The organism is Metapseudomonas otitidis (assembly GCF_900111835.1).
Lineage (GTDB): Bacteria > Pseudomonadota > Gammaproteobacteria > Pseudomonadales > Pseudomonadaceae > Metapseudomonas > Metapseudomonas otitidis.
In genome coordinates this window covers 24,183-46,533 of record NZ_FOJP01000027.1, presented here as the reverse complement: position 1 = coordinate 46,533, position 22,351 = coordinate 24,183, and the positions used below count along the sequence as shown (strand labels likewise).

Here is a 22,351-nt window from a genome sequence, read left to right as displayed (position 1 = left end):
GAGAGGGGGCTCACGGTGCCACCAAGGAAGCCTCCATGCCTGCCCTCTACCGGATCCTGCTCGCCCTGGCCCTGCTGCTGCCCCTGGCCGCGCGGGCCGGCGATGCCAACGACTTCGCCGCCGCCAACCCCACGCAACAGGCCCGGCTGCTCGAACGCTGGGCCGCCGAGCCCGACGCCGCCCGCCAGCCCCTGCTGGACGCCCTGCAGCAGGGCCGCTTCGCCATCGACGCCAAGCAGGCGTTCGTCGAGCGCGACGGCGCCTGGCAGGCCCTCGAAGGTGACGCCGCCCCCGCCGGCACGCCGAAGAAACTGCGCCTGAACAACCGCCTGCGCGGCCTGCTGATCACCGCCCAGGCCAGCCACCAACTGCTCGCCAGCGACCCGGCCCTGCGCCTGGCCGGCGCCCGCGAACTGCAGAAGAGCGCCAAGCCCGCGCAACTCGCCCTGCTCAATGCCCGCGTGGTGGCCGAAGCGGACGGCGCCGTGCGCGACGCCCTGTCCCTGGCCCTGGCCAACCTGCAACTGGTCGACCCCGACCCGGCGGTGCGCCTGAACGCCGTGCGCCTGCTGGGCGAGACCGGCGACCCGCTGGCCCGCACCCGCCTCGAAGCGCTGCTCGACCCGTCGGTGGAAACCGACGCCAGCGTGCGCACCGCCGCCGAGACCAGCCTGGCCCAGGTCAAGCGCCGGCTGATGCTGGGCGAAGTGCTCGGCCAGGCCTTCGGCGGCCTGTCCCTGGGCTCCATCCTGCTGCTGGCCGCCCTGGGCCTGGCCATCACCTTCGGCCTGCTCGGGGTGATCAACATGGCCCACGGCGAAATGCTCATGCTCGGTGCCTACACCACCTACGTGGTGCAGCTCGCCTTCCAGCGCCTGGCCCCCGACCTGCTCGCCCTCTACCCCCTGGTGGCCCTGCCGGTGGCCTTCTGCGTCACCGCCGCCATCGGCATGGCCCTGGAGCGCACGGTGATCCGCCATCTCTATGGCCGCCCGCTGGAAACCCTGCTGGCCACCTGGGGCATCAGCCTGATCCTCATCCAGCTGGTGCGCGTGGTGTTCGGTGCGCAGAACGTCGAAGTGGCCAACCCGGCCTGGCTCTCCGGCGGCATCCAGGTGCTGCCCAACCTGGTGCTGCCGTACAACCGCATCGTCATCATCGGCTTCGCCCTGTTCGTGGTGGCGCTGACCTGGCTGCTGCTCAACCGCACGCGCCTGGGCCTCAACGTCCGCGCCGTCACCCAGAACCGCAACATGGCCGCCTGCTGCGGCGTGCCCACCGGCCGCGTGGACATGCTCGCCTTCGGCCTCGGCTCCGGCATCGCCGGGCTCGGCGGCGTGGCCCTGTCCCAGGTCGGCAACGTCGGCCCGGAGCTGGGCCAGGGCTACATCATCGACTCCTTCCTGGTGGTGGTGCTCGGCGGCGTCGGCCAACTGGCCGGCAGCGTCATGGCCGCCTTCGGCCTGGGGGTGGCGAACAAGATCCTCGAACCGCAGATCGGCGCCGTGCTGGGCAAGATCCTCATCCTCGCGCTGATCATTCTCTTCATCCAGAAGCGGCCCCAGGGCCTCTTCGCCCTGAAAGGACGGGTGATCGACTGATGAACCAGCCCCTGACCCTCACCGCCGCGCAAAAGGCCGGCCCGAAAGTCACCCTGGGCGTCGGCGCCCTGGTGCTCGCCGTGCTGATCGCCCTGCCGCTGCTGCACCTGCTGCCGGCAGACAGCCCGCTGCAGGTCTCGGCCTACACCCTGACCCTGGTGGGCAAGATCCTCTGCTACGCCATCGTCGCCCTGGCCCTGGACCTGGTCTGGGGCTACGCCGGGCTGCTGTCCCTCGGCCACGGGCTGTTCTTCGCCCTCGGCGGCTACGCCATGGGCATGTACCTGATGCGCCAGAGCGCCGGCGACGGCCTGCCGGCCTTCATGAGCTTCCTCGCCTGGAACGAGCTGCCCTGGTACTGGGCCGGCACCTCCAGCTTCCTCTGGGCCCTGTGCCTGGTGGTGCTCGCCCCCGGCCTGCTGGCCCTGGTGTTCGGCTTCTTCGCCTTCCGCTCGCGGATCAAGGGCGTGTACTTCTCGATCATGACCCAGGCCCTGACCTTCGCCGGCATGCTGCTGTTCTTCCGCAACGAGACCGGCTTCGGCGGTAACAACGGCTTCACCGGCTTCACCCGCATCCTCGGCTTCGACATCACCGCCCCCGGCACCCGCGCCGTGCTCTTCCTCGCCACCGTCGCCTTGCTGGTGGCCAGCCTGCTGCTGGGCTGGCGCCTGGCCCGGAGCAAGTTCGGCCGGGTGCTCACCGCCCTGCGCGACGCCGAGAACCGGCTGATGTTCTGCGGCTACGACCCGCGCGGCTACAAGCTGTTCATCTGGGTGCTGTCGGCCGTGCTCTGCGGCCTGGCCGGCGCGCTGTACGTGCCCCAGGTGGGCATCATCAACCCCAGCGAAATGTCCCCCACCAACTCCATCGAGGCCGCCGTCTGGGTCGCCCTCGGCGGGCGCGGCTCGCTCATCGGCCCGCTGCTGGGGGCCGGGCTGGTCAACGGCATGAAGAGCTGGTTCACCGTGGCCTTCCCCGAGTACTGGCTGTTCTTCCTCGGCGCACTGTTCATCCTCGTCACCCTGTACCTGCCCAAGGGCGTGATCGGCCTGCTGAAGAAGGAGGACAAGTGATGCGCGCCACCCCGGACTTCATGCTCGAACCCATCCTCGACCCCAACCGCGACGCCGGCAGCGGCCGCGATGCCCTGGGCCTCGGCCAGGCCGCCGGGCAGGGCCTGAACACCCGCCACGGCACCATCCTCACCCTGGAGGACATCAGCGTCAGCTTCGACGGCTTCAAGGCCCTGCGCGACCTCAACCTGTACATCGGCGTCGGCGAGCTGCGCTGCATCATCGGCCCCAACGGCGCCGGCAAGACCACGCTGATGGACGTCATCACCGGCAAGACCCGCCCCGACACCGGCCAGGCCTGGTTCGGCGAAACCCTCGACCTCACCCGCATGAGCGAGGTCGAGATCGCCCAGGCCGGCATCGGCCGCAAGTTCCAGAAGCCCACGGTGTTCGAAGCCCTCAGCGTGTTCGAGAACCTGGAGCTGGCGCAGAAGACCGACAAGTCGGTGTGGGCCAGCCTGCGCGCCCGCCTCACCGGCGAGCAGCAGGACCGCATCGACGAGGTGCTCGCCACCATCCGCCTGGACAGCGCGCGCCAGCGCCCCGCCGGCCTGCTCTCCCACGGCCAGAAGCAGTTCCTGGAGATCGGCATGCTGCTGATGCAGGACCCGCAACTGCTGCTGCTCGACGAACCGGTGGCGGGCATGACCGACGCCGAGACCGAGTTCACTGCCGAACTGTTCAAGGGCCTCGCGCGCAAGCACTCGCTGATGGTGGTGGAGCACGACATGGGCTTCGTCGGCACCATCGCCGACCACGTCACCGTGCTCCACCAGGGCCACGTCCTGGCCGAAGGCTCCCTCGCCCAGGTCCAGGCCAACGAACAGGTGATCGAGGTGTACCTCGGCCGCTGAGGAACGAACCCCAGGGGTGGATGACGCCTTTCCCATCCACCCGGCAAGGCACGGTGGATCGATGAAGCGCGATCCACCGTGCGCACAGACAAGGACATCGACATGCTGAAAGTCGACCAGCTCCACCAGTACTACGGCGGCAGCCACATCCTACGCGGCCTCTCCTTCGAAGCCCGGATCGGCGAAGTCACCTGCCTGCTCGGGCGCAACGGCGTGGGCAAGACCACCCTGCTGAAATGCCTCATGGGCCTGATCCCCGCCAAGGAAGGCACGGTGAACTGGGAGGGCCGCGCCATCACCGGGCTCAAGCCGCACCAGCGCGTGCACGCCGGGATCGCCTACGTGCCCCAGGGCCGCGAGATCTTCGGCCGCCTCAGCGTGGAGGAAAACCTGCTGATGGGCCTCTCCCGCTTCAGCGCCCGTGACGCCAGGGCCGTGCCCGAATCCATCTACGAACTCTTCCCCGTCCTGCGGGAAATGAAGCACCGCCGGGGCGGCGACCTCTCCGGCGGCCAGCAACAGCAACTGGCCATCGGCCGCGCCCTGGCCAGCCAGCCGCGCCTGCTGATCCTCGACGAGCCCACCGAAGGCATCCAGCCCTCGGTGATCAAGGAGATCGGCGCCGTGATCCGCACGCTGGCCGAACGCGGCGACATGGCCATCCTGCTGGTGGAGCAGTTCTACGACTTCGCCGCCGAACTGGCCGACCAGTACCTGGTGATGAGCCGGGGCGAAGTCATCCAGCAGGGGCGCGGGGAACACATGGAGGCCGAAGGGGTGAGGGGGTTGGTGGCCATCTGAAAAGCCCGCTCGCCGATCAGCGCGGACACCCACCTGCACCGAATCAGTTCAGGGCACGCCTCTTGCTTGCCCACTCGGTCAACTATTCCGAGAAGCGCCACCGCCCCATGAACCTGCCTGCCACCCCGTTCACGCCGAGCTGGCCTGCCGAACTGGAGCTGGCCTACGCCCGCCAGGGGGAACGCACCATTCCGATGCTGCGCCGCCACCTCGGCCCCCTGAGGGTGCAAAAACACCTGCACGCCGAAGGCCCCGGGGTCTGCCAGCACATCATCGTTCACCCGCCCGGCGGCATCGCCGGGGGCGACCGGCTGGACATCCGCGCCCGGGCCGGCGAGGCCAGCTGGGTGCAGCTCACCAGCCCCGGCGCGGCCAAGTGGTACCGCGCCACCGCCCCGGCCCGCCAGGACCTGCAGCTCACCGTCGAGCCCGGCGCGACCCTGGAATGGCTGCCCCAGGAGACCATCCTCTACGCCGGCGCCCAGGCCGACCTGCACAGCCGCATCGACCTGCACGGCGATGCCCGTCTGCTTTACTGGGACATCGTGGCCCTCGGCCGCCCCGCGGCGGGCGAGCGCTTCGTCGACGGCCATTACCAGGCTGCCCTCGACATCCGCCGCGATGGGCACCTGCTGTGGCACGAGCGGCAACGGGTGGAAGGCGGTGACGGCCTGCTCGATTCCCCCATCGGGCTCGCCGGTTTCCCGGTGTTCGCCACCCTGATCGCCACCGGCGAGATCGCCCCCGAGCTGCTGGAACGCTGCCGCGAGCAGCCGTGCGGCGGGCGCGGCGATCTCACCCAGTTGCCCGGCCTGGTGCTGGCCCGCTGCCTGGCCCCCGAGGCCCTGCAGGCCCGCGCCTGGCTCATCGAACTCTGGCGCCTGTTGCGCCCTGCCTTGCTCGGCCGCGAGGCCAAGCCCCCGCGAATCTGGAGTACCTGAGATGGACCTGTCGCCCCGCGAGAAAGACAAGCTGCTGATCTTCACCGCCGGCCTGGTGGCCGAGCGGCGCCTGGCCCGTGGCCTGAAGCTCAACTACCCGGAAGCCATGGCCTTCATTTCCGCCGCCCTGCTGGAAGGTGCCCGCGACGGCCAGACCGTGGCCCAGCTGATGCACTACGGCACCACGCTGCTGACCCGCGAGCAGGTCATGGAAGGCGTGCCGGAGATGATCCCGGAGATCCAGATCGAAGCCACCTTCCCCGACGGCACCAAGCTGGTGACCGTCCACCAGCCCATCGCCTGAGGTCGCCATGCCCTACGTCATCCATGACGCGCGGGACGCCGACCTGCCCGGCATCCTCGCCATCTACAACGACGCCGTGGCCCACACCACGGCGATCTGGAACGAAACCCAGGTGGACCTGGCCAACCGCCAGGCCTGGCTGGCCGAGCGCCGTGCCGCCGGCTTCCCGGTGCTGGCGGCGGTATCCCCTGCCGGCGAGGTGCTCGGCTACGCCACCTACGGCACCTGGCGCAGCATCGAAGGCTTCCGCCACACCGTGGAGCACTCGGTCTACGTGCGCGACGGCCTGCGCGGCCAGGGCATCGGCCGGCACCTGCTGGAAACCCTGGTGCACCGCGCCCAGGAGGCCGGGCTGCACATGATGGTGGCGGCCATCGAGACGCAGAACAGCGCCTCCATCCACCTGCACCAGCGCCTCGGCTTCGTCGTCACCGGGCAGATGCCCCAGGTGGGGCGCAAGTTCGGCCGCTGGCTGGACCTGACCTTCATGCAGCGCCAGCTGGACGAAACCCCGTGACGCCGGCCCTGCAGATCGACCGGCTCGACGCCGCCGGCCTGGCCCGGCACCGCCCGGCGCTGGTGGCCCTGCTGCTGGACAGCGTCGGCCACGGCGCCTCGGTGGGCTTCCTCGCCGACCTGGATGCCGACGCAGCCGGGGCCTACTTCGACCAGGTGCAACAGGCCCTGGCCGAAGGCGCGCAGTGGCTATGGATCGCACAGCGCCAGGGCCAGGTGCTCGGCAGCGTGCAGCTCGGCCTGTGCCAGAAGCCCAACGGGCTGAACCGCGCCGAGGTGCAGAAGCTGCTGGTGCTCAGCACCGCCCGCCGCCAGGGCATCGCCCAGGCGCTGATGCAGCGCCTGGAGACCGAGGCCCTGGCGGCCCGGCGCGGCCTGCTGTACCTGGACACCGAAGCCGGCAGCGACGCCGAGGCCCTCTACCGACGCCTCGGCTACACCTGCATCGGCGGCCTACCCGACTACGCCTGCGGCCCGGACGGGACCTACCGGGCCAACGCCATCTACTACAAGACGCTCTTCGAGGCCTGACCATGATTCCCGGCGAATACCAGATCCAGGACGGCGAGATCGAACTCAATGCCGGCCGCCGCACCCTGACCCTCTCCGTGGCCAACACCGGCGACCGGCCGATCCAGGTCGGCTCGCACTTCCACTTCTTCGAGACCAACGACGCCCTGGCCTTCGACCGCGCCAGCGCCCGTGGCATGCGCCTGAACATCCCCGCCGGCACCGCCGTGCGCTTCGAGCCGGGCCAGAGCCGCGAGGTGGAGCTGGTGGACCTGGCCGGCGCGCGCCGGGTGTTCGGCTTCGCCGGGCGCGTCATGGGCGACCTTTAAACAACAGGAAGAACGCAGATGAAGATCAGCAGACAGGCCTACGCCGACATGTTCGGCCCCACGGTCGGCGACAGGGTGCGCCTGGCCGACACCGACCTGTGGATCGAGGTCGAGAAGGACTTCACCACCTACGGCGAGGAAGTGAAGTTCGGCGGCGGCAAGGTGATCCGCGACGGCATGGGCCAGGGTCAGCTGCTGGCTGCCGAGGTGGTCGACACGCTGATCACCAACGCGCTGATCATCGACCACTGGGGCATCGTCAAGGCCGACGTGGGCCTCAAGGACGGGCGCATCGCCGCCATCGGCAAGGCCGGCAACCCGGACATCCAGCCCGACGTCACCATCGCCATCGGCGCCAGCACCGAGGTGATCGCCGGCGAGGGCATGATCCTCACCGCCGGCGGCATCGACACCCACATCCACTTCATCTGCCCGCAGCAGATCGAAGAGGCGCTCATGAGCGGCGTCACCACCATGATCGGCGGCGGCACCGGGCCGGCCACCGGCACCAACGCCACCACCTGCACCTCCGGGCCCTGGCACATGGCGCGCATGCTCCAGGCCGCCGACGCCTTCCCGATGAACATCGGCTTCACCGGCAAGGGCAACGCCTCGCTGCCCGAACCTTTGATCGAACAGGTGAAGGCCGGCGCCATCGGCCTCAAGCTGCACGAGGACTGGGGCACCACCCCGGCGGCCATCGACAACTGCCTGAGCGTCGCCGACCAGTACGACGTGCAGGTGGCCATCCACACCGACACCCTCAACGAGTCGGGCTTCGTCGAAACCACCCTGGGCGCCTTCAAGGGCCGCACCATCCACACCTACCACACCGAAGGCGCCGGCGGCGGCCACGCCCCGGACATCATCAAGGCCTGCGGTTTCTCCAACGTGCTGCCCAGCTCCACCAACCCGACCCGGCCCTTCACCCGCAACACCATCGACGAACACCTGGACATGCTCATGGTCTGCCACCACCTGGACCCGAGCATCGCCGAGGACGTGGCCTTCGCCGAAAGCCGCATCCGCCGGGAGACCATCGCCGCCGAGGACATCCTCCACGACCTCGGCGCCTTCAGCATGATCAGCTCCGACAGCCAGGCCATGGGCCGCGTCGGCGAGGTCATCACGCGCACCTGGCAGACCGCCGACAAGATGAAGAAGCAGCGCGGCGCGCTGCCCGGCGACGGCCCCGGCAACGACAACTTCCGCGCCAAGCGCTACATCGCCAAATACACCATCAACCCGGCCATCACCCACGGCATCAGCCACGAGGTGGGCTCGGTGGAGGTGGGCAAATGGGCCGACCTGGTGCTCTGGCGCCCGGCCTTCTTCGGCGTCAAGCCGAGCCTGATCCTCAAGGGCGGGGCCATCGCCGCGAGCCTGATGGGCGACGCCAACGCCTCCATCCCCACCCCGCAACCGGTGCACTACCGGCCGATGTTCGCCAGCTACGCCGGCAGCCGCCATGCCACCAGCATCACCTTCATCAGCCAGGCCGCCTTCGAGGCGGGCGTGCCCGCCCAGCTGGGGCTGCAGAAGAAGATCGGCGTGGTGAAGGGCTGCCGCAGCGTGCAGAAGCAGGACCTGATCCACAACGACTACACCCCGACCATCGAGGTGGACCCGCAGAACTACCAGGTGAAAGCCGACGGCCAGTTGCTCTGGTGCGAACCGGCCGAGGTGCTGCCGATGGCGCAGCGCTACTTCCTGTTCTGAGCGACGCCGGCCGGCGGAGTCAGGCGTCCACCGGTGGCGTCTGCTCCTCGGGCAAGGTCAGCTCGATGGTTTCCGCCAGGGAGTTTTCCAGGCGCTGCAGCTCGCCTTCCAGGGCCGCCTCGTCGTCGCCGTAGCGCTCGGCGATGCGGGCGAAGCCGTCGGCCACTTCGAGGAAGGCCATCACCACCAGCGGGTCGAAGTGGCTGCCGCTGGCGGCGCTGATCCGCTGGATCGCCTCGTCGCCGCCCACCCGGGGGCGGTACGGGTGCGGTGCGGTGAGTTCGTCATAGTGATCCGCCACCGCCATCAGCCGCGCCGCCAGGGGGATCTGCTCGCCCCGCAGGCCGTCGGGGTAACCGTCGCCGTCCCAGCGCTCGTGGTGGGACTGGATGATCTGCCGCGCGTAGCACAGGAACCCCTCGCCCTCGCCGCCCGCCAGGCGCCGGTCGGCGCGCTCCAGAGCTTCGCGGCCCAGGCGCGTGTGGCTCTGCATCAGCCGCAGGTCGTCGCCCTCCAGCGCGCCGGGGTTGAGCAGGACGCGGTCCGGCAGGGCCACCTTGCCGATGTCGTGCAGCTGCGCCGACTTGGCCATCAGCGCCACCTTGTCCGGGGTCAGCTCGTCGGCCAGGGCCGGTTGCTGCCGGGCCAGGGCATTGCCCAGCAGGCGCATGTACAGCTCGATGCGCACCAGGTGGTTGCCAGCGGGGTTGTCACGCAGGTCGGCCAGGTTCGCCAGGGCCTCGATGGTGGCTTCGTGCAGGTGGCTGATCTCGCGGGTGCGGCGGCGCACCTCCAGCTCCAGGTATTCGCTCTTGTCCCGCAGGAAGTCGGCGTTGGCCTTGAGCTGCAGCTGGGCCTGGATGCGCGCGAGGACGATGGGCGGGCTGATGGGCTTGGTGATGTAGTCCACCGCGCCGAGGTCGAAGCCGCGCTGCTCGTCCGCCGCCTCGCCCCGGGCGGTGAGGAACACCACCGGGATGTCGCGGGTGGCCGGGTCGGCCTTGAGCCGGGCGCAGACTTCGTAGCCGTCCATCTGCGGCATCATCACGTCCAGCAGGATCAGGTCCGGCGGCTGCCGGCCGCCGGCGATGCGCAGTGCCTTCTCGCCGTTGCCGGCGACCTTGACCCGGTAGCGGTCCATCAGCAGCTCGCTCATGAGCTCCAGGTTGTCGGGCGTGTCGTCCACCACCAGCACCACTTCACGCTCCGGTCTGTCCAGCATCCCGGTCATCACGGCACCTCGTCATAACGTGATTTCGCGCTGGTCGGCCAGCGCGCGCAGCGCTTGGTGCGCTGTCTCGAAGTCATAGGCCCGCACGGCCGATTCCAGGGCCCCGTAGCCTTCATTAAAGGCGCTGCGCAGCATTCCGGCCTGCTCGTCGAGCAGCCGCGCCGCCCGTGGGTCGTCCTCCTCCAGCAGGCGGGCGAGCTGGCGGCAGGTGCGCGCCAGCGCGACGCTGTCGTCGGCGGCGGCTGGGGGCGGCGCAGCGGCCTCGCGCTGCAGGGCCTCGATGGCTCCGACCAGCGCCAGCAGTGGCGGTTCCAGCTCGGTCAGCAGCGGTTCGATGCGCTCCGGCTCCGCTGCATCGGCCAGGGCCTGTTCGAGGGTGGCGGCCTGGGCCTTGAGCCCATGGGCCCCGAGGCTGCCGGCCAGGCCGCGCAGGTCGTGGGCCTGGCGTTCGGCCTGGCTGCGCTGGCCGCTGGCCAGGGCTGCACGCATACGCTGGCTCCAGTCGCGCTGGCCCTCGGCGAAGCGCACCAGGAGCCGGCGGTAGGCGTCCTCGCGGCCGAGGGCGCGGCGTATCCCGTCGGCGATGTCGACCCCCGGCAGGTGCCAGGCCGGCAGCGGTGGCGCCACGGGGGGCGCGGCGGCCGGGCGGGGGCCGAGCCAGCGCGACAGGGTGCCCCACAGTTCGCGGGGCTCGATGGGCTTGGCGATGTGGTCGTTCATGCCGGCCGCCAGGCAGCGCTCGCGGTCGTCGGCCAGGGCGTTGGCGGTCATGGCGATGATCGGCAGGCGGGCGAAGCGCCCTTCCTGGCGCAGCCGGCGGGTGGCCTCCAGGCCGTCGAGCACCGGCATCTGCATGTCCATCAGCACCAGCGCGTAGTGGCCGTCGGGCTGCCAGCGCAGGCGGTCGAGGGCGTCGAGGCCGTTCTCCGCCAGGTCCACCTGGAGGTTGGCCATCTCCAGCAGCTCGCCGGCCACCTCGCGGTTGAGCGGGTGGTCCTCCACCAGCAGCACGCGCTGGCCGTCGAACTGCGGCATGTGGGTCACCTCGCTGCGCGGCGCGGCGGCCTGGCGCTGCAGCTGGCAGGCGTGGATGGCATGCAGCAGGCGCGGCAGGGTGAGGGGCTTTTCCAGGTACTGGTCGATGCCGTCGCCGCTGGGCTCGCCCTCCCCTGTCGTACTGGCGAGCAGCACCCACGGCGTCTTGCCCAGGGGCAGGGCCGCCAGGCGCCGGGCGGTCTCCAGGCCGTCGAGCCCAGGCATATGGCGGTCGAGTATCACCAGGCTGAACGGGTTGCCCTGGGCGTCGGCCTCCTGCAGGCGGACCAGGGCGGTGTCGCCATCGCCACAGTGCTCGGCCCGCAACGCCAGGCTGGCCAGCAGGTCGCTGGCGGCCCGCCGGGCGCTGGGGTTGTCGTCCACCACCAGGGCACGCAGGCCGAGCAGGTCGGGACGCAGCAGGTCCGGCTGGGGCTGTTCGGGGGCGATGGGCAGCAGCAGGCGGCACCAGAACAGGCTGCCCTCGCCGGGCTGGCTGTCGACGCCCACATCACCGCCCATGGCTTCGGCCAGGCGCCGGCAGATGGCCAGGCCGAGGCCGGAGCCGCCGTAGCGCCGCGTGGTGGAAGTGTCGGCCTGCTGGAAGGACTCGAACAGCCGCGCCTGCTGGGCGGCGTCCAGGCCGATGCCGGTGTCGCGCACCGAGAGTTGCAGCAGCCAGCCGCCGTCGCGCGGTTCACCGCGCACGGCCACCTCCACTTCGCCGCGCTCGGTGAACTTGACCGCGTTGTTGGCGAAGTTGATCAGGATCTGGCCGATGCGCAGCGGGTCGCCCACCAGGTGCCGGGGCACCTGCGGGTCGATGCGGAAGATGAGTTCCAGCCCTTTGTCAGCCGCCCGTTCGCCCACCAGGGCGGCGAGGTTTTCCAGCACCAGGGTGAGGTCGAAGTCGATCTGCTCCACCTCCAGCTTGCCGGCCTCGATGCGGGAGAAGTCGAGAATGTCGTTGATCAGCCCCATCAGGTGCTGGCTGGCCTGGCGGATCTTCTCCAGGTAGTCGCGCTGGCGCGGTTCGGGGCCAGCACGCAGGGCCAGGTGGGTCATGCCGACGATGGCGTTCATCGGCGTGCGGATCTCGTGGCTCATGTTGGCGAGGAAGTCCGCCTTCAGCCGCGCGGCCTCTTCGGCCAGTTCCTTGGCGCGCTCCAGGGCCTCTTCGCTCTGCTTGCGCGCGGTGACGTCGCGGCTCACGCCCACCAGCCCCAGCAGGTGCCCGTCTTCATCGTCGAAGGTGGCGCGCACGGTGGCGTAGAGCAGCTTGCGGCCATCGCGCTGGAGCACCCAGTCCTCGCTTTCCATGGGCCGGCTCATGGCCAGCGCGGCCTGGTCCTGGATCAGCCGCAGGCGGGCACGTTCGGTGGGCAGCAGCTCGGCATCGGTGTGCCCCACCAGGCCGTCGAGGTCCTGGCCGATCAGTTCGGCGAAGGCCTGGTTGGCGCCGAGGTAGCGGCCGCCGGTGTCCTTGAACCAGATCGGGTCGGGGATGGCGTCCACCAGCGCCTGCAGGGTGCTGCGCTGGCGCTGGGCCTCGGCTTCGGCGCGCTGGCGTTCCACCACCTGCACCGCCAGGCGGCGGTTCCACACCAGCACGAAGGTCACCAGCACCAGCACGGCGAGCCCGTAGGGCCAGCCCAGGGCCAGCAGCTCGCGCCAGTCCACGCTGTCGGCGGGGGGCAGCCAGCGCGCCAGGATGGCCTCGCGCTCGCTGTTGGTGACGCTGGCCAGGGCATGGTCGAGCAGCTCGGCGAGCATCGCCTGCTCGCGGAGCACGGCGAAGTGCAGGGCGCTGCCGGCCAGGCCGGGATCGCCGCTGACCTCCAGGTTGCTGAGGTTGAGCCGGTGGATCAGGTAGCCGGCCGCCATCATGTTGCCGACGTAGGCATCGGCCCGGCCGGAGGAGAGTGCCCGCAGGGCGGCCTCGGTGTCGCTCGTCTCCACCAGTTGCAGGTCGCGGCTGCGCTGGCGCAGGCGGTCTTCCATGGCGTAGCCGCGCTCCACGGCCACACGGCGCCCGGCCAGGTCGTCGAGGCTGCGGTAGGGCGTTTCGCGGCGGGAGTAGATCAGGCTGGTGGTGGTCAGGTAGGGGTCGCTGAAGGCCATCCAGCGCTCCCGCTCCGGGGTCTTGGCCGCCGACGGCACCACGTCCACCTCGCCCCGGCGCAAGGCTTCGCGGGCCTGGGGCCAGTCGTCGAAGTAGACCGGTTCCACGCCGAGCCCGAGGCGCTCGCCGAGCAGGCGCAGGAAGTCGGCGCTGATGCCCTGGTAGCTGCCGTCCTCGCCCATCAGGTCGAACGGTGGCCAGCCCTTGCGCTCCAGGCCCACGCGGATGCGCCCGTGCTCCTGCAGCCAGCGGGCTTCGGCGGTGGAGAACTCCAGCGGTTCGGCGGCCTGGCAGGTGCTGCTCCCCAGCAGCAGGAACAGCACCAGCCGGCCGAGCAGTCGCAGCATGTTCGGTCCCTGTATCGCGGTCTTGACCGCTTCAGCTTAGCCACCCGGCGGGCGCCGGGCGGCTCAGCGGAACAGTTCGCCGGGGGTAACGCCGAACAGCCCGCGAAAGGCGGCGATGAACGCCGAGGGGGATTCGTAGCCGCTGGCCAGGGCCACTTCGGTGACGCTGGCGCCGCCTTCCAGCGGCTGCAGCGCGGCGAGCAGGCGCAGGCGCTGGCGCCACTGGCGGAAGCTCAGGCCGGTCTCCCGCAGGAAGGCGCGGCTGAGGGTCTTCTCCGAGGTGTTGAACCGGGCTGCCCAGTCCCCCAGGCCGAGGGCCAGGTCGGGCTGTGCGGCCAGTTCGTCGCAGAGCACCCGCAGGCGGCCGTCGGCCGGCATCGGCAGGGAGAAGCCGGCCTCGGGCAGGGCCCGCAGCTGGTCCAGCAGCACCGCCACCAGGCGCGCCTCGGCGCTGTCGCCCTCGGGGTACTCCACCGGCAGCAGGCAGAAGGCCTTGATCAGTTCGCGGGCCAGCGGCGTGACTTCCAGCACGCGACACTGCTCCGGCGCCCAGGCGCAGGCATCGCGGCGCACGTAGAGGCTGCGCATCTCGGCGTGCATGGAGCTGACCACCTCGTGCTCCAACCCGGCCGGCACCCACACGGCCCAGTGCGGCGGGGCGAAGAAGCTGCCGTCGGCGGTGTGCACGCCGAGCACGCCGCTGATGGCGTAGGAGAACTGCACCCAGTCGTGGCGGTGGCGCGGCGTCCAGGACCCGGCGCGCAGGCTCTCGGCACGGGCGTAGAGCGGGCGCGGCAGGGCATCGAGGGTGGGGATCAGCCGGGCGGGGCCGCGCTGCTGTCCGTTTGTCGACATGGATTGATCCTTTGTCGTTAGACGGTCGGATTCTGCCCCCGCTACCCTGCCGCCTCAATCCCCCGCTACCCCGGAGGCCCCCGATGTCTGCCCTCAAACCCCTCAAGCGCCTGGTCACCGACTGGTTCCTCGGCGGCATGCTGCTGGCCGTGGCGCTGGCCTGGCTGTTCCCCAACGTGGGCCGCCACGGCGGCCTCCTGCACGCGGAGAACCTGATCAACGCCGGGGTGTTCCTGGTGTTCTTCCTGCACGGCATCAACCTCTCCACCGAGCAGATCCGCAAGGGGCTGGGCAACTGGCGCCTGCACCTGATGGTGCAGCTGTTCACCTTCGCGGCCTTTCCGCTGCTGTGGCTGGCGGCGGACCGCCTGCTGGGCACCCACCTGCCAACGGCGCTGATGCTGGGCTTCTTCTACCTGTGCGCGCTGCCCTCGACCATTTCCTCGTCGGTGGCGCTGACCGGCAGCGCCGGCGGCAACGTGCCGGCGGCGATCCTCAACGCCAGCCTGTCGAGCCTGCTGGGGGTGTTCATCACGCCCTGGCTGGTGAGCCTGGTGGCCGATGCCAACGGCGGCATGGACCTGGGCAAGACGCTGCTGGACCTGAGCCTGCTGCTGCTCCTGCCGCTGGTGCTGGGCCAGGGGCTGCGCCCGCTGTGGGGACGCTTCTTCGCCCGCTACAAGCGCTACACCTCGGTGTTCGACAAGCTGGTGATCCTGCTGCTGGTGTTCGCCTCGTTCAGCGATTCGGTGGCCGCCGGCATCTGGCAGCAGCAAGGGCCGGAGACCCTGGCCATCGCCTTCATCGGCAGTGCGCTGGTGCTGGCGCTGATGCTCTGGTCCACCACCCGCGCGGCGCGGGCGATGGATTTCAGCCATGAGGACGAGATTGCGGCAGTGTTCTGTGCCACCAAGAAATCCCTCGCCGCCGGTGCGCCGATGGCGGGGATCATCTTCGGCGCCAACCCCGCGCTGGGGCTGATCCTGCTGCCGATCATGCTGTACCACCAGATGCAGCTGATCGTCTGCTCGGTGATGGCCGAGCGCTACGCCCAACGGGGCGCGGCGCTGGCGGCACAGGCGGTCTGAAGCGGCCGCCGGCGGCTCAGGCGCCCAGCAGGCTCTGCCCGCAGACCCGCATCACCTGGCCGGTGAGGCCACCGGAGCTGGGCTGGGCGAACCAGGCCACGGCTTCGGCCACGTCCTGGGGCAGGCCGCCCTGGCTCATGGAGTTCATGCGCCGGCCGGCTTCGCGGATGGTCAGCGGGATGGCGGCGGTCATCTGGGTTTCGATGAAGCCGGGCGCCACGGCGTTGATGGTGATGCCGCGCTTGGCCAGCGCCGGGGCCCAGGCCTGGGCCAGGCCGATGACGCCGGCCTTGCTCACCGCGTAGTTGCTCTGCCCGAGGTTGCCGGCGATGCCGCTGATGGAGGCGATCAGCACCACGCGGCCGTTGTCGTGCAGCTTGCCGGCGTCCAGCAGGGCCTGGGTCAGCACCTGGGGGGCCTTGAGGTTGACGTTGATCACCGAGTCCCAGAAGGCTTCGCTCATCTTCGCCAGGGTCTTGTCACGGGTGATGCCGGCGTTGTGCACGACGATGTCCAGCCCGTCGGGCAGCGCCTCCACCAGGCGCGCGGGGGCGTCCTCGGCGCAGATGTCCAGGGCCACCGCGCGGCCGCCAAGACGGGCGGCCAGGGCTTCGAGGGCGTCCTTGGCCTGGGGCACGTCCAGCAGCACCACCTCTGCGCCGTCCCGGGCGAGGGTCTCGGCGATGGCCGCGCCGATGCCCCGCGAGGCCCCGGTGACCAGCGCGCGCTGGCCGCCGAGGGGACGACTCCAGTCCTTGACCTGGGCGCTGCTGGCGGCGAGCCGCAGCACCTGGGCCGAGACGTAGGCGCTCTTGGGCGAGAGGAAGAAGCGCAGCGCGCCTTCGAGTTGGTCCTCGGCGCCCTTGCCGACGTACACCAGCTGCACACTGCCGCCCCGGCGGATCTCCTTGCCCAGGGAGCGGGTGAAGCCCTCCAGGGAGCGCTGCACGCTGGCGGCGATCGGGTCCTTGAGGCTTTCCGGCGGGCGCCCCAGCACCACCACGCGCGGGCATTTGCCCAGGCCCTTGAAGGTGGGCTGGAAGAAGTTGCGCAGCTCGATCAGCTGCTCGAAGCGGGTCAGCCCGCTGGCGTCGAACACCAGAGCCTTGAGCTTGGGCCCGTGCTCGGCGGTCCAGCGCGGCAGGCCGAAGCGGCCTTCCTCGGCGGCGAAGGATTGGTCGGTGAGCTTGTTCAGCACGGCGCTGGCGGCGTCGGCCAGGGCCCCCTCGCCGCCCAGCAGCAGGGCACCGTCCACCGGCCGCACGCGCCCTGCGGTCCAGCGCTCCAGGCGCAGCGGCGCGGGCAGGCCGAGGGCGCCGACCAGGCGTCGGCCGGTGGTGGAGTTGGCGAAGGCGAGATAACGGTCGGACATGGGGGCAGGCTCCTGCACGCATAAGAAGTGGGGCCACTCTACGCAGACAGCGCCGGCCCGCAATTGACCGCGTTGCCCGCCGCGCCGGCAAGGCGGCCAATGCGAGGGATGGCCTGGCGGCTAGTCTTGTGCCCACCTGCTGCACCCCGCATCCATTTCCCCAGGCAAGGAGTCACCCATGACCCAGCTGCGCCGGGTCGCCATCGTCGGCGGCAACCGCATTCCGTTCGCCCGTTCCAACACGGTGTACGCCACCGCCACCAACCAGCAGATGCTGACCAGCGCGCTGGAAGGCCTGGTGGAGCGCTACAACCTGCACGGCGAGCGCATCGGCGAATTCGTCGCCGGGGCGGTGCTCAAGCACTCCCGGGACTTCAACCTGGCCCGCGAATGCGTGCTCGGCTCGCGCCTGGCGCCGGAAACCAGCGCCTACGACCTCCAGCAGGCCTGCGGCACCGGCCTGGAAGCGGCCATCCTGGTGGCCAACAAGATCGCCCTGGGGCAGATCGAGAGCGGCATCGCCGGTGGCGTGGACACCACCTCCGACGCCCCCATCGGCGTGCACGAGGAGCTGCGCAAGATCCTGCTGGAGGCCAACCGCGGCAAGACCACCGCCGACAAGATCAAGACCCTGCTCAAGGTGCGCCCGCGCCACCTGGCGCCGCACATCCCGCGTAACGGCGAACCGCGCACGGGGCTGTCCATGGGCGAGTCCTGCGAGCTGATGGCGCAGACCTGGGCCATCCCCCGCGACGAGCAGGACAAGCTCGCCGTGGCCAGCCATCAGAAGCTGGCGGCGGCCTATGCCGAGGGCTGGCACAACGACCTGATGACCCCCTTCCTCGGCCTGACCCGCGACCAGAACCTGCGGGCGGACATCAACCTGGAGAAGCTCGGCACCCTGAAGACGGTGTTCGAGCGCGGCCCGCGCGGCACCCTCACCGCTGCCAACTCCACCCCGCTGACCGACGGCGCCTCGGTGGTGCTGCTGGCCAGCGAGGAGTGGGCCAAGGCGCGCGGCCTGCCGATCCTCGCCTACTTCAAGGACGGCGAAGCCGCCGCGGTGGACTTCGTCAGCGGCAAGGAAGGCCTGCTGATGGCGCCGGTCTACGCCGTGCCGCGCCTGCTGGCACGCAACGGGCTGACCCTGCAGGACTTCGACTACTACGAGATCCACGAGGCCTTCGCCGCCCAGGTGCTGTGCACCCTCAAGGCCTGGGAAGATGCCGAGTACTGCAAGACCCGCCTCGGCCTGGAACAGCCGCTGGGCGCCATCGACCGCAGCAAGATGAACGTCAAGGGCAGCTCCCTGGCCGCCGGCCATCCCTTCGCGGCGACCGGTGGTCGCATCGTCGCCAACCTCGCCAAGCTGCTGGACGCGGCGGGCCAGGGCCGCGGGCTGATTTCCATCTGCGCGGCGGGCGGTCAGGGTGTGACTGCAATCCTGGAGAAGTAATCCAATACCCGTGGCCGCAAGTCATCGCGGCCACGCGATGTAAGCAACTCCGTGATTTAGGGCGGCCCTGCGTGCAGGGCCGCCCTTTTTTTCGTCCGTGCGCCAACGCCACCAGGCGCACCTCAACGCCCCCAAGGGCGGGTTATTGCCAAAACCCCTCGCCGCCGAGAAAATGCGATCAATTTTCATTTGATACTGCTTCTCGCGGTGACCCCATGGCCTCTTCCCTTTCGATCCAGGCGCTGTACAGCGAGCACCACGGCTGGCTGAAGGCCTGGCTGCGCAGCAAGCTGGGCAACGCGGCGGATGCCGCCGACCTGGCGCAGGACACCTTCCTGCGCCTGCTGGGCAAGGGCGAGGCACTGGAGCTGCACACCCCGCGCGCCTTCCTGCGCACCGTGGCCCGTGGGCTGGTGATCGACCACTGGCGTCGCGAGGAGCTGGAGCGGGCCTACCGCGAGGCCCTGGCCCAGGTGCCGGAGGCCGAGGTGCCCTCCCCCGAGACCCGCGAGCTGGTCCTGGAGCTGCTGGAGCAGGTCGCGGCGCTGCTGGACTGCCTCAAGCCCAAGGTCCGTACGGCCTTCCTGCTGGCCCAGTGCGAGGGGCTGAGCCACCGCGAGGTGGCCGAGCGCATGGGCATCTCCCTGCGCTCGGTGGAGCGCTACGTGGCCGATGCGCTGTTCCATTGCTACCAGCTGCGGTTCGCCGAATGACCCCGCGCCCCGCTCAACCCGACGATCAGGTGGTGCGCCAGGCCATCGCCTGGATGCTGCGCCTGCGCGGCCAGCCCGACACTGGCGCGCTGCAGGCCTGCGAGCACTGGCGCAACCAGCACGCCAGCCACGAACTGGCCTGGCAGCGGGTGCAGCAGCTGGACCAGGAACTGGGCGTCGGCCTGCGCGCCCTGCCGCAATCGCGCCAGGTGCTGGAAGACGCCCGTGCCGGCCTGCGCCGGCGCCAGGCGCTGAAGCTGCTGTCCGGGGCGGCCGTGGGGGGCGCGGCGCTCTGGCTGAGCCGCGACCTGGCGCCCTGGGAGCGCCTGACCGCGGACTTGGCCACCGCCACGGGCGAACGCCACGGCCAGCGCCTGGCCGATGGCAGCCGCCTGCTGCTGAACACCGACTCGGCGGTGGACCTGCGCATGACGGCGGGCCAGCGCCAGGTGCACCTACGCCGGGGCGAGATCCTGCTGGAGGCAGCGCCCCAGGCCGAACCGTTGCACCTGCGCAGCGCACAGGGCTGGCTGCGTACCCGGGCTGCGCGCTTCGTCGCCCGGCTGGACGCAGGGGCGCTGCGCCTCTGCGTGCTGGGCGGCGAGGTGGAGGTGCTGCACAGCGGCACCGGGGGCCGCACGGTGGGGGCTGGGCGCACCGTCGAAGTCCGTGCCGGCGAGGTCCGCGAGCTGCCGCCGCCGGCCATGGAGCCGGGAGCCTGGGCGGATGGGCTGATCGTCACCCGCGATGTGCGGCTGGGGGATTTCGTCGCGGAGGTGGCCCGCTACCGCCCCGGCCGCCTGGCCTGCAGCGAGGCCGTGGCCGACCTGCGGCTGTCCGGGGTCTACCGGCTGGACGACACCGAGCGGCTGCTGGCACTGCTGCCACAGACGCTGCCCGTGCAGCTGCGCTACCGAACCCGCTGGTGGGTGACGGTGGAGGCGCGGGCCTGAGCGGATCAGCCGCCCGATGATCCCTGCGAATTTTTTGGCGGGTTTTCCGGCGAAGCCCGGCAATGGGAATAACACCCATTCACCTTGCCAATCACGGACCCTGCCATGCGCGCTTCCTGCCCTTCCCGCCTTGCCCTTGCCGTTCGCGGCGCCCTGATCGCCGCCGCCCTCGCCACATCCCTGCTGCCCGCCAGCGCCTCGGCGCAGACCGCCCAAGCCAGCGCCAGCCAGGGCTATGCGATTCCCGCCGGCCCGCTGGCCGAGGCGCTCAACCGCTTCGCCCGCGAGGCGGGCATCAGCCTGTCGGCGACGCCGGAGCAGACCCAGGGCCTGAACAGCGCAGGGCTGTCGGGCCACTTCGGGGTGGAGGAAGGGCTCGCCCGCCTGCTGCAAGGCACGCCGCTGCAGGCCGAGCCCCTGGGGGATGGCCGCTTCGTGCTGCGCGAGGCGCCCTCGGACGCGGCGCTGGAACTGGGTAGCACCCAGGTGTTCGCGCTGGGCAATGCCCTGGGCAGCGCCGAGGGCTACCAGGCGACCCACAGCCACGTGGCGACCAAGACCAGCAAGCCGCTGCTGGAAACCGTGCAGAGCGTGTCGGTGGTGACCCGCGAGCAGATCGACGACCAGGGCTCGAAGACCGTGCAGCAGGCGGTGCGCTACACCCCCGGGATCTTCACCGGCCAGGTGGGCGCCTCGAACCGCTACGACTACATCGTGATGCGCGGCTTCGCCGACAACAGCGTGGACAACGTCTTCCTCGACGGCCTGAAGACCATGGGCGACAGCGGCACCTTCAGCTCGCTGCAGGTGGACCCGTACTTCCTCGAACGCATCGATGTGCTCAAGGGCCCGTCGTCCGTGCTCTACGGCCGCAGCCTGCCGGGCGGCCTGGTGGCGCTGACCAGCAAGAAGCCGCTCTACACGCCCTACCACCAGGTGCAGGCCTCGGTGGGCAACATGAACCAGAAGAGCCTGGGCTTCGATTTCAGCGGCCCGCTGGACGAGGAGCAGCGCATCGCCTACCGCGTGGTGGGCCTGGGCAAGGGCAGCGACACCCAGTTCGACCACGCCCGCGACGAGCGCTACGCCATCGCGCCGTCCCTCTCCATCGACTTCAACGAAGACACCTCGCTGACCCTGCTGGGCTACCTGCAGCACGACCCCAACGGCGGCTACCACAGCGGCGTGCCGGCCGACGGGGCGCTGCATCCCCACAACGGCCAGCGCATCGACCGCGACTTCTTCGACGGCGAGCCGGGGCTGGACGACTTCGACCGCACCCAGCGGATGGCCGGCTACCAGCTGGAGCACCGTTTCAACGACGTCTGGAGCGCGCGGCAGAACCTGCGGGTGCTGGACGCCAGCGTGGACCTGTCGCAGGTCTACGGCTACCAGTGGACGGCACCGACGGCCAACACCCTGACCCGCTACTACTCCGGCGCCAGCGAGAAGCTGCGGGCCTACATCGTCGACAACATGCTGCAGGCCGAATTCGACACCGGCAGCGCGCGCCACACCCTGCTCACCGGCCTCGACTACCAGAATCGCAAGACGCGCGTGGACTGGACCTCGGCCAGCGTCTCGCCGCTGGATGCGTTCAACCCCGCCTACGGCAACGCGACGCTGGGCACCCTGTACCCGGACAACCACACCCGCCGCCTGGAGCAGACCGGCCTGTACGTGCAGGACCTGATCGACCTGGACCGCTGGCGCTTCTCCCTGGGCATGCGCCAGGACTGGGTGTCGGTCTCCGACGAGAACCGCACCAGCGGGACCAGGAGCGAGGCCGACTGGCGCCGCTTCACCGGCCGCGCGGGGGTGCTGTACCTGTTCGACAACGGCGTGGCGCCCTTCGTCAGCTACTCCGAGTCGTTCAACCCCAACGCCTATTCAGACGCCAGCGGCAAGCCGCTGGAGCCCACCGAGGGCACCCAGTGGGAGGCCGGGGTGAAGTTCCAGCCGCCGGGCAGCAACAGCCTGTACACCGCCTCGCTGTTCCACATCGTCCAGCAGAACGTGGCGTCGAAGCTGCCGCAGTACAGCTACTACGAGTCGGTGGGCGAGGTGCGCTCCCAGGGCCTGGAGCTGGAGGCCAATGCCCAGCTGAGCGAGCGCCTGCGCCTGCTGGCCAGCTACACCTACACCGACATCACCTACACCCAGGCACTGGACGGTTCCCGGGGCAACACGCCGAACCAGGCGCCGAAGCACATGGCTTCGATCTGGGGTGAGTACCGCTTCGATGCCGGCGCGCTGGACGGCCTGCGCACCGGGCTGGGGGCACGTTACGTGGGCCGCAGCTGGGCGGACCGCGCCAACACGCTGCACGTGCCGTCCTACACGCTGGTGGATGCGCTGATCGGCTTCGACCTGGGCAAGGTGGGCCTGCCCGGGATGGACCTGGCTCTGAACGCCAACAACCTGCTGGACGAGGACTACGTGGCCTCGTGCTACAGCCTGGACTTCTGCTACTTCGGCGAGCAGCGCAACGTCACCGCCACCCTCAGCTACCAGTTCTGACCGGTGCC

At 70.3% G+C, this 22,351-nt stretch carries 19 protein-coding genes; 15 read left to right on the top strand and 4 right to left on the bottom strand.

All coding sequences use genetic code 11. The annotated features are described in order from the left end of the window. Nucleotides 1-35: 35 nt before the first annotated feature. The 10 genes from urtB to ureC all read left to right on the top strand — a co-directional run bounded on the left by urtB (nt 36) and on the right by ureC (nt 8,651). A complete protein-coding gene (urtB, locus tag BM198_RS26985) occupies nt 36-1,601 on the top strand; it encodes an urea ABC transporter permease subunit UrtB (protein WP_074973799.1) in 1,566 nt (521 codons plus the stop codon). After that, nucleotides 1,601-2,677, top strand: coding sequence for an urea ABC transporter permease subunit UrtC (urtC, locus tag BM198_RS26980; RefSeq protein WP_044411128.1), 1,077 nt, complete (start codon nt 1,601-1,603; stop codon nt 2,675-2,677). The genes urtB and urtC overlap by 1 nt, the downstream gene beginning before the upstream one ends. Next, a complete protein-coding gene (gene urtD / locus BM198_RS26975) occupies nt 2,677-3,531 on the top strand; it encodes an urea ABC transporter ATP-binding protein UrtD (protein ID WP_074973797.1) in 855 nt (284 codons plus the stop codon). The genes urtC and urtD overlap by 1 nt, the downstream gene beginning before the upstream one ends. Nucleotides 3,532-3,633: 102 nt before the next feature. After that, entirely contained in the window at nt 3,634-4,332 is a 699-nt protein-coding gene (gene urtE, locus BM198_RS26970) for an urea ABC transporter ATP-binding subunit UrtE (protein ID WP_074973796.1), read from the top strand. Between the two features lie 107 nt (nt 4,333-4,439). Next, nucleotides 4,440-5,273: an urease accessory protein UreD gene (locus tag BM198_RS26965; protein WP_074973793.1), complete on the top strand. Its 834-nt coding sequence runs from the start codon at nt 4,440-4,442 to the stop codon at nt 5,271-5,273. Between the two features lies 1 nt (nt 5,274). Continuing rightward, on the top strand, nt 5,275-5,577 hold the full coding sequence (locus tag BM198_RS26960) for an urease subunit gamma (RefSeq protein WP_044411119.1): 303 nt from the start codon (nt 5,275-5,277) through the stop codon (nt 5,575-5,577). A 7-nt stretch (nt 5,578-5,584) separates the two neighbouring features. Then, nucleotides 5,585-6,094 (top strand): GNAT family N-acetyltransferase, encoded by a 510-nt coding sequence (locus BM198_RS26955; RefSeq protein WP_074973791.1) that lies wholly within the window; start codon nt 5,585-5,587, stop codon nt 6,092-6,094. Then, the gene (locus BM198_RS26950) at nt 6,091-6,624 is read left to right on the top strand and encodes a GNAT family N-acetyltransferase (protein WP_074973789.1); all 534 of its coding nucleotides are present in this window, start codon (nt 6,091-6,093) and stop codon (nt 6,622-6,624) included. Before BM198_RS26955 ends, BM198_RS26950 begins: the two co-directional genes overlap by 4 nt. A 2-nt stretch (nt 6,625-6,626) precedes the next feature. Continuing rightward, nucleotides 6,627-6,932 (top strand): urease subunit beta, encoded by a 306-nt coding sequence (locus BM198_RS26945; protein ID WP_044411111.1) that lies wholly within the window; start codon nt 6,627-6,629, stop codon nt 6,930-6,932. An 18-nt stretch (nt 6,933-6,950) separates the two neighbouring features. Further along, the gene (gene ureC, locus BM198_RS26940; RefSeq protein ID WP_074973787.1) at nt 6,951-8,651 is read left to right on the top strand and encodes an urease subunit alpha; all 1,701 of its coding nucleotides are present in this window, start codon (nt 6,951-6,953) and stop codon (nt 8,649-8,651) included. Between the two features lie 19 nt (nt 8,652-8,670). Here ureC and BM198_RS26935 read toward each other — a convergent pair whose 3' ends face one another. The 3 genes from BM198_RS26935 to BM198_RS26925 all read right to left on the bottom strand — a co-directional run bounded on the left by BM198_RS26935 (nt 8,671) and on the right by BM198_RS26925 (nt 14,241). After that, nucleotides 8,671-9,882, bottom strand: coding sequence for a response regulator (locus tag BM198_RS26935; RefSeq protein ID WP_074973785.1), 1,212 nt, complete (start codon nt 9,880-9,882; stop codon nt 8,671-8,673). A 12-nt stretch (nt 9,883-9,894) separates the two neighbouring features. Next, entirely contained in the window at nt 9,895-13,386 is a 3,492-nt protein-coding gene (locus BM198_RS26930; RefSeq protein ID WP_074973783.1) for a response regulator, read from the bottom strand. A gap of 63 nt (nt 13,387-13,449) precedes the next feature. Continuing rightward, nucleotides 13,450-14,241, bottom strand: coding sequence for an AraC family transcriptional regulator (locus BM198_RS26925; RefSeq protein WP_074973781.1), 792 nt, complete (start codon nt 14,239-14,241; stop codon nt 13,450-13,452). Nucleotides 14,242-14,324: 83 nt separating this feature from the next. Between BM198_RS26925 and BM198_RS26920 the strand changes: the two genes are divergently transcribed. Further along, nucleotides 14,325-15,329: a bile acid:sodium symporter family protein gene (locus BM198_RS26920; RefSeq protein ID WP_074973779.1), complete on the top strand. Its 1,005-nt coding sequence runs from the start codon at nt 14,325-14,327 to the stop codon at nt 15,327-15,329. Nucleotides 15,330-15,345: 16 nt separating this feature from the next. Here the strand turns inward: BM198_RS26920 and BM198_RS26915 are convergent, their stop codons facing one another. After that, nucleotides 15,346-16,701, bottom strand: coding sequence for a 3-oxoacyl-ACP reductase (locus tag BM198_RS26915; protein ID WP_044411092.1), 1,356 nt, complete (start codon nt 16,699-16,701; stop codon nt 15,346-15,348). 178 nt (nt 16,702-16,879) lie between these two features. Between BM198_RS26915 and BM198_RS26910 the strand changes: the two genes are divergently transcribed. From BM198_RS26910 to BM198_RS26895, 4 genes are all read left to right on the top strand, one after another. Continuing rightward, a complete protein-coding gene (locus tag BM198_RS26910; protein ID WP_044411084.1) occupies nt 16,880-18,157 on the top strand; it encodes an acetyl-CoA C-acetyltransferase in 1,278 nt (425 codons plus the stop codon). 215 nt (nt 18,158-18,372) lie between these two features. After that, nucleotides 18,373-18,870 (top strand): sigma-70 family RNA polymerase sigma factor, encoded by a 498-nt coding sequence (locus BM198_RS26905; RefSeq protein WP_074973777.1) that lies wholly within the window; start codon nt 18,373-18,375, stop codon nt 18,868-18,870. Then, nucleotides 18,867-19,823: a FecR domain-containing protein gene (locus BM198_RS26900; RefSeq protein WP_074973775.1), complete on the top strand. Its 957-nt coding sequence runs from the start codon at nt 18,867-18,869 to the stop codon at nt 19,821-19,823. Before BM198_RS26905 ends, BM198_RS26900 begins: the two co-directional genes overlap by 4 nt. Nucleotides 19,824-19,928: 105 nt before the next feature. Then, complete coding sequence (locus BM198_RS26895) at nt 19,929-22,343, top strand: TonB-dependent siderophore receptor (protein WP_074973773.1); 2,415 nt, start codon at nt 19,929-19,931, stop codon at nt 22,341-22,343. The last annotated feature ends 8 nt before the right edge of the window (nt 22,344-22,351 follow it).

What these genes read in the sequence shown, in the direction of transcription:
- BM198_RS26935 (WP_074973785.1), bottom strand. Translation starts at nt 9,882, where the DNA reads ATGACCGGGATGCTGGACAGACCGGAGCGTGAAGTGGTGCTGGTGGTG.
- urtD (WP_074973797.1), top strand. Translation starts at nt 2,677, where the DNA reads ATGCGCGCCACCCCGGACTTCATGCTCGAACCCATCCTCGACCCCAAC.
- BM198_RS26960 (WP_044411119.1), top strand. Translation starts at nt 5,275, where the DNA reads ATGGACCTGTCGCCCCGCGAGAAAGACAAGCTGCTGATCTTCACCGCC.
- ureC (WP_074973787.1), top strand. Translation starts at nt 6,951, where the DNA reads ATGAAGATCAGCAGACAGGCCTACGCCGACATGTTCGGCCCCACGGTC.
- BM198_RS26895 (WP_074973773.1), top strand. Translation starts at nt 19,929, where the DNA reads ATGCGCGCTTCCTGCCCTTCCCGCCTTGCCCTTGCCGTTCGCGGCGCC.
- BM198_RS26910 (WP_044411084.1), top strand. Translation starts at nt 16,880, where the DNA reads ATGACCCAGCTGCGCCGGGTCGCCATCGTCGGCGGCAACCGCATTCCG.
- BM198_RS26920 (WP_074973779.1), top strand. Translation starts at nt 14,325, where the DNA reads ATGTCTGCCCTCAAACCCCTCAAGCGCCTGGTCACCGACTGGTTCCTC.
- BM198_RS26905 (WP_074973777.1), top strand. Translation starts at nt 18,373, where the DNA reads ATGGCCTCTTCCCTTTCGATCCAGGCGCTGTACAGCGAGCACCACGGC.
- BM198_RS26915 (WP_044411092.1), bottom strand. Translation starts at nt 16,701, where the DNA reads ATGTCCGACCGTTATCTCGCCTTCGCCAACTCCACCACCGGCCGACGC.
- BM198_RS26965 (WP_074973793.1), top strand. Translation starts at nt 4,440, where the DNA reads ATGAACCTGCCTGCCACCCCGTTCACGCCGAGCTGGCCTGCCGAACTG.
- BM198_RS26925 (WP_074973781.1), bottom strand. Translation starts at nt 14,241, where the DNA reads ATGTCGACAAACGGACAGCAGCGCGGCCCCGCCCGGCTGATCCCCACC.
- BM198_RS26930 (WP_074973783.1), bottom strand. Translation starts at nt 13,386, where the DNA reads ATGCTGCGACTGCTCGGCCGGCTGGTGCTGTTCCTGCTGCTGGGGAGC.
- urtE (WP_074973796.1), top strand. Translation starts at nt 3,634, where the DNA reads ATGCTGAAAGTCGACCAGCTCCACCAGTACTACGGCGGCAGCCACATC.
- urtB (WP_074973799.1), top strand. Translation starts at nt 36, where the DNA reads ATGCCTGCCCTCTACCGGATCCTGCTCGCCCTGGCCCTGCTGCTGCCC.
- BM198_RS26945 (WP_044411111.1), top strand. Translation starts at nt 6,627, where the DNA reads ATGATTCCCGGCGAATACCAGATCCAGGACGGCGAGATCGAACTCAAT.
- urtC (WP_044411128.1), top strand. Translation starts at nt 1,601, where the DNA reads ATGAACCAGCCCCTGACCCTCACCGCCGCGCAAAAGGCCGGCCCGAAA.
- BM198_RS26900 (WP_074973775.1), top strand. Translation starts at nt 18,867, where the DNA reads ATGACCCCGCGCCCCGCTCAACCCGACGATCAGGTGGTGCGCCAGGCC.
- BM198_RS26955 (WP_074973791.1), top strand. Translation starts at nt 5,585, where the DNA reads ATGCCCTACGTCATCCATGACGCGCGGGACGCCGACCTGCCCGGCATC.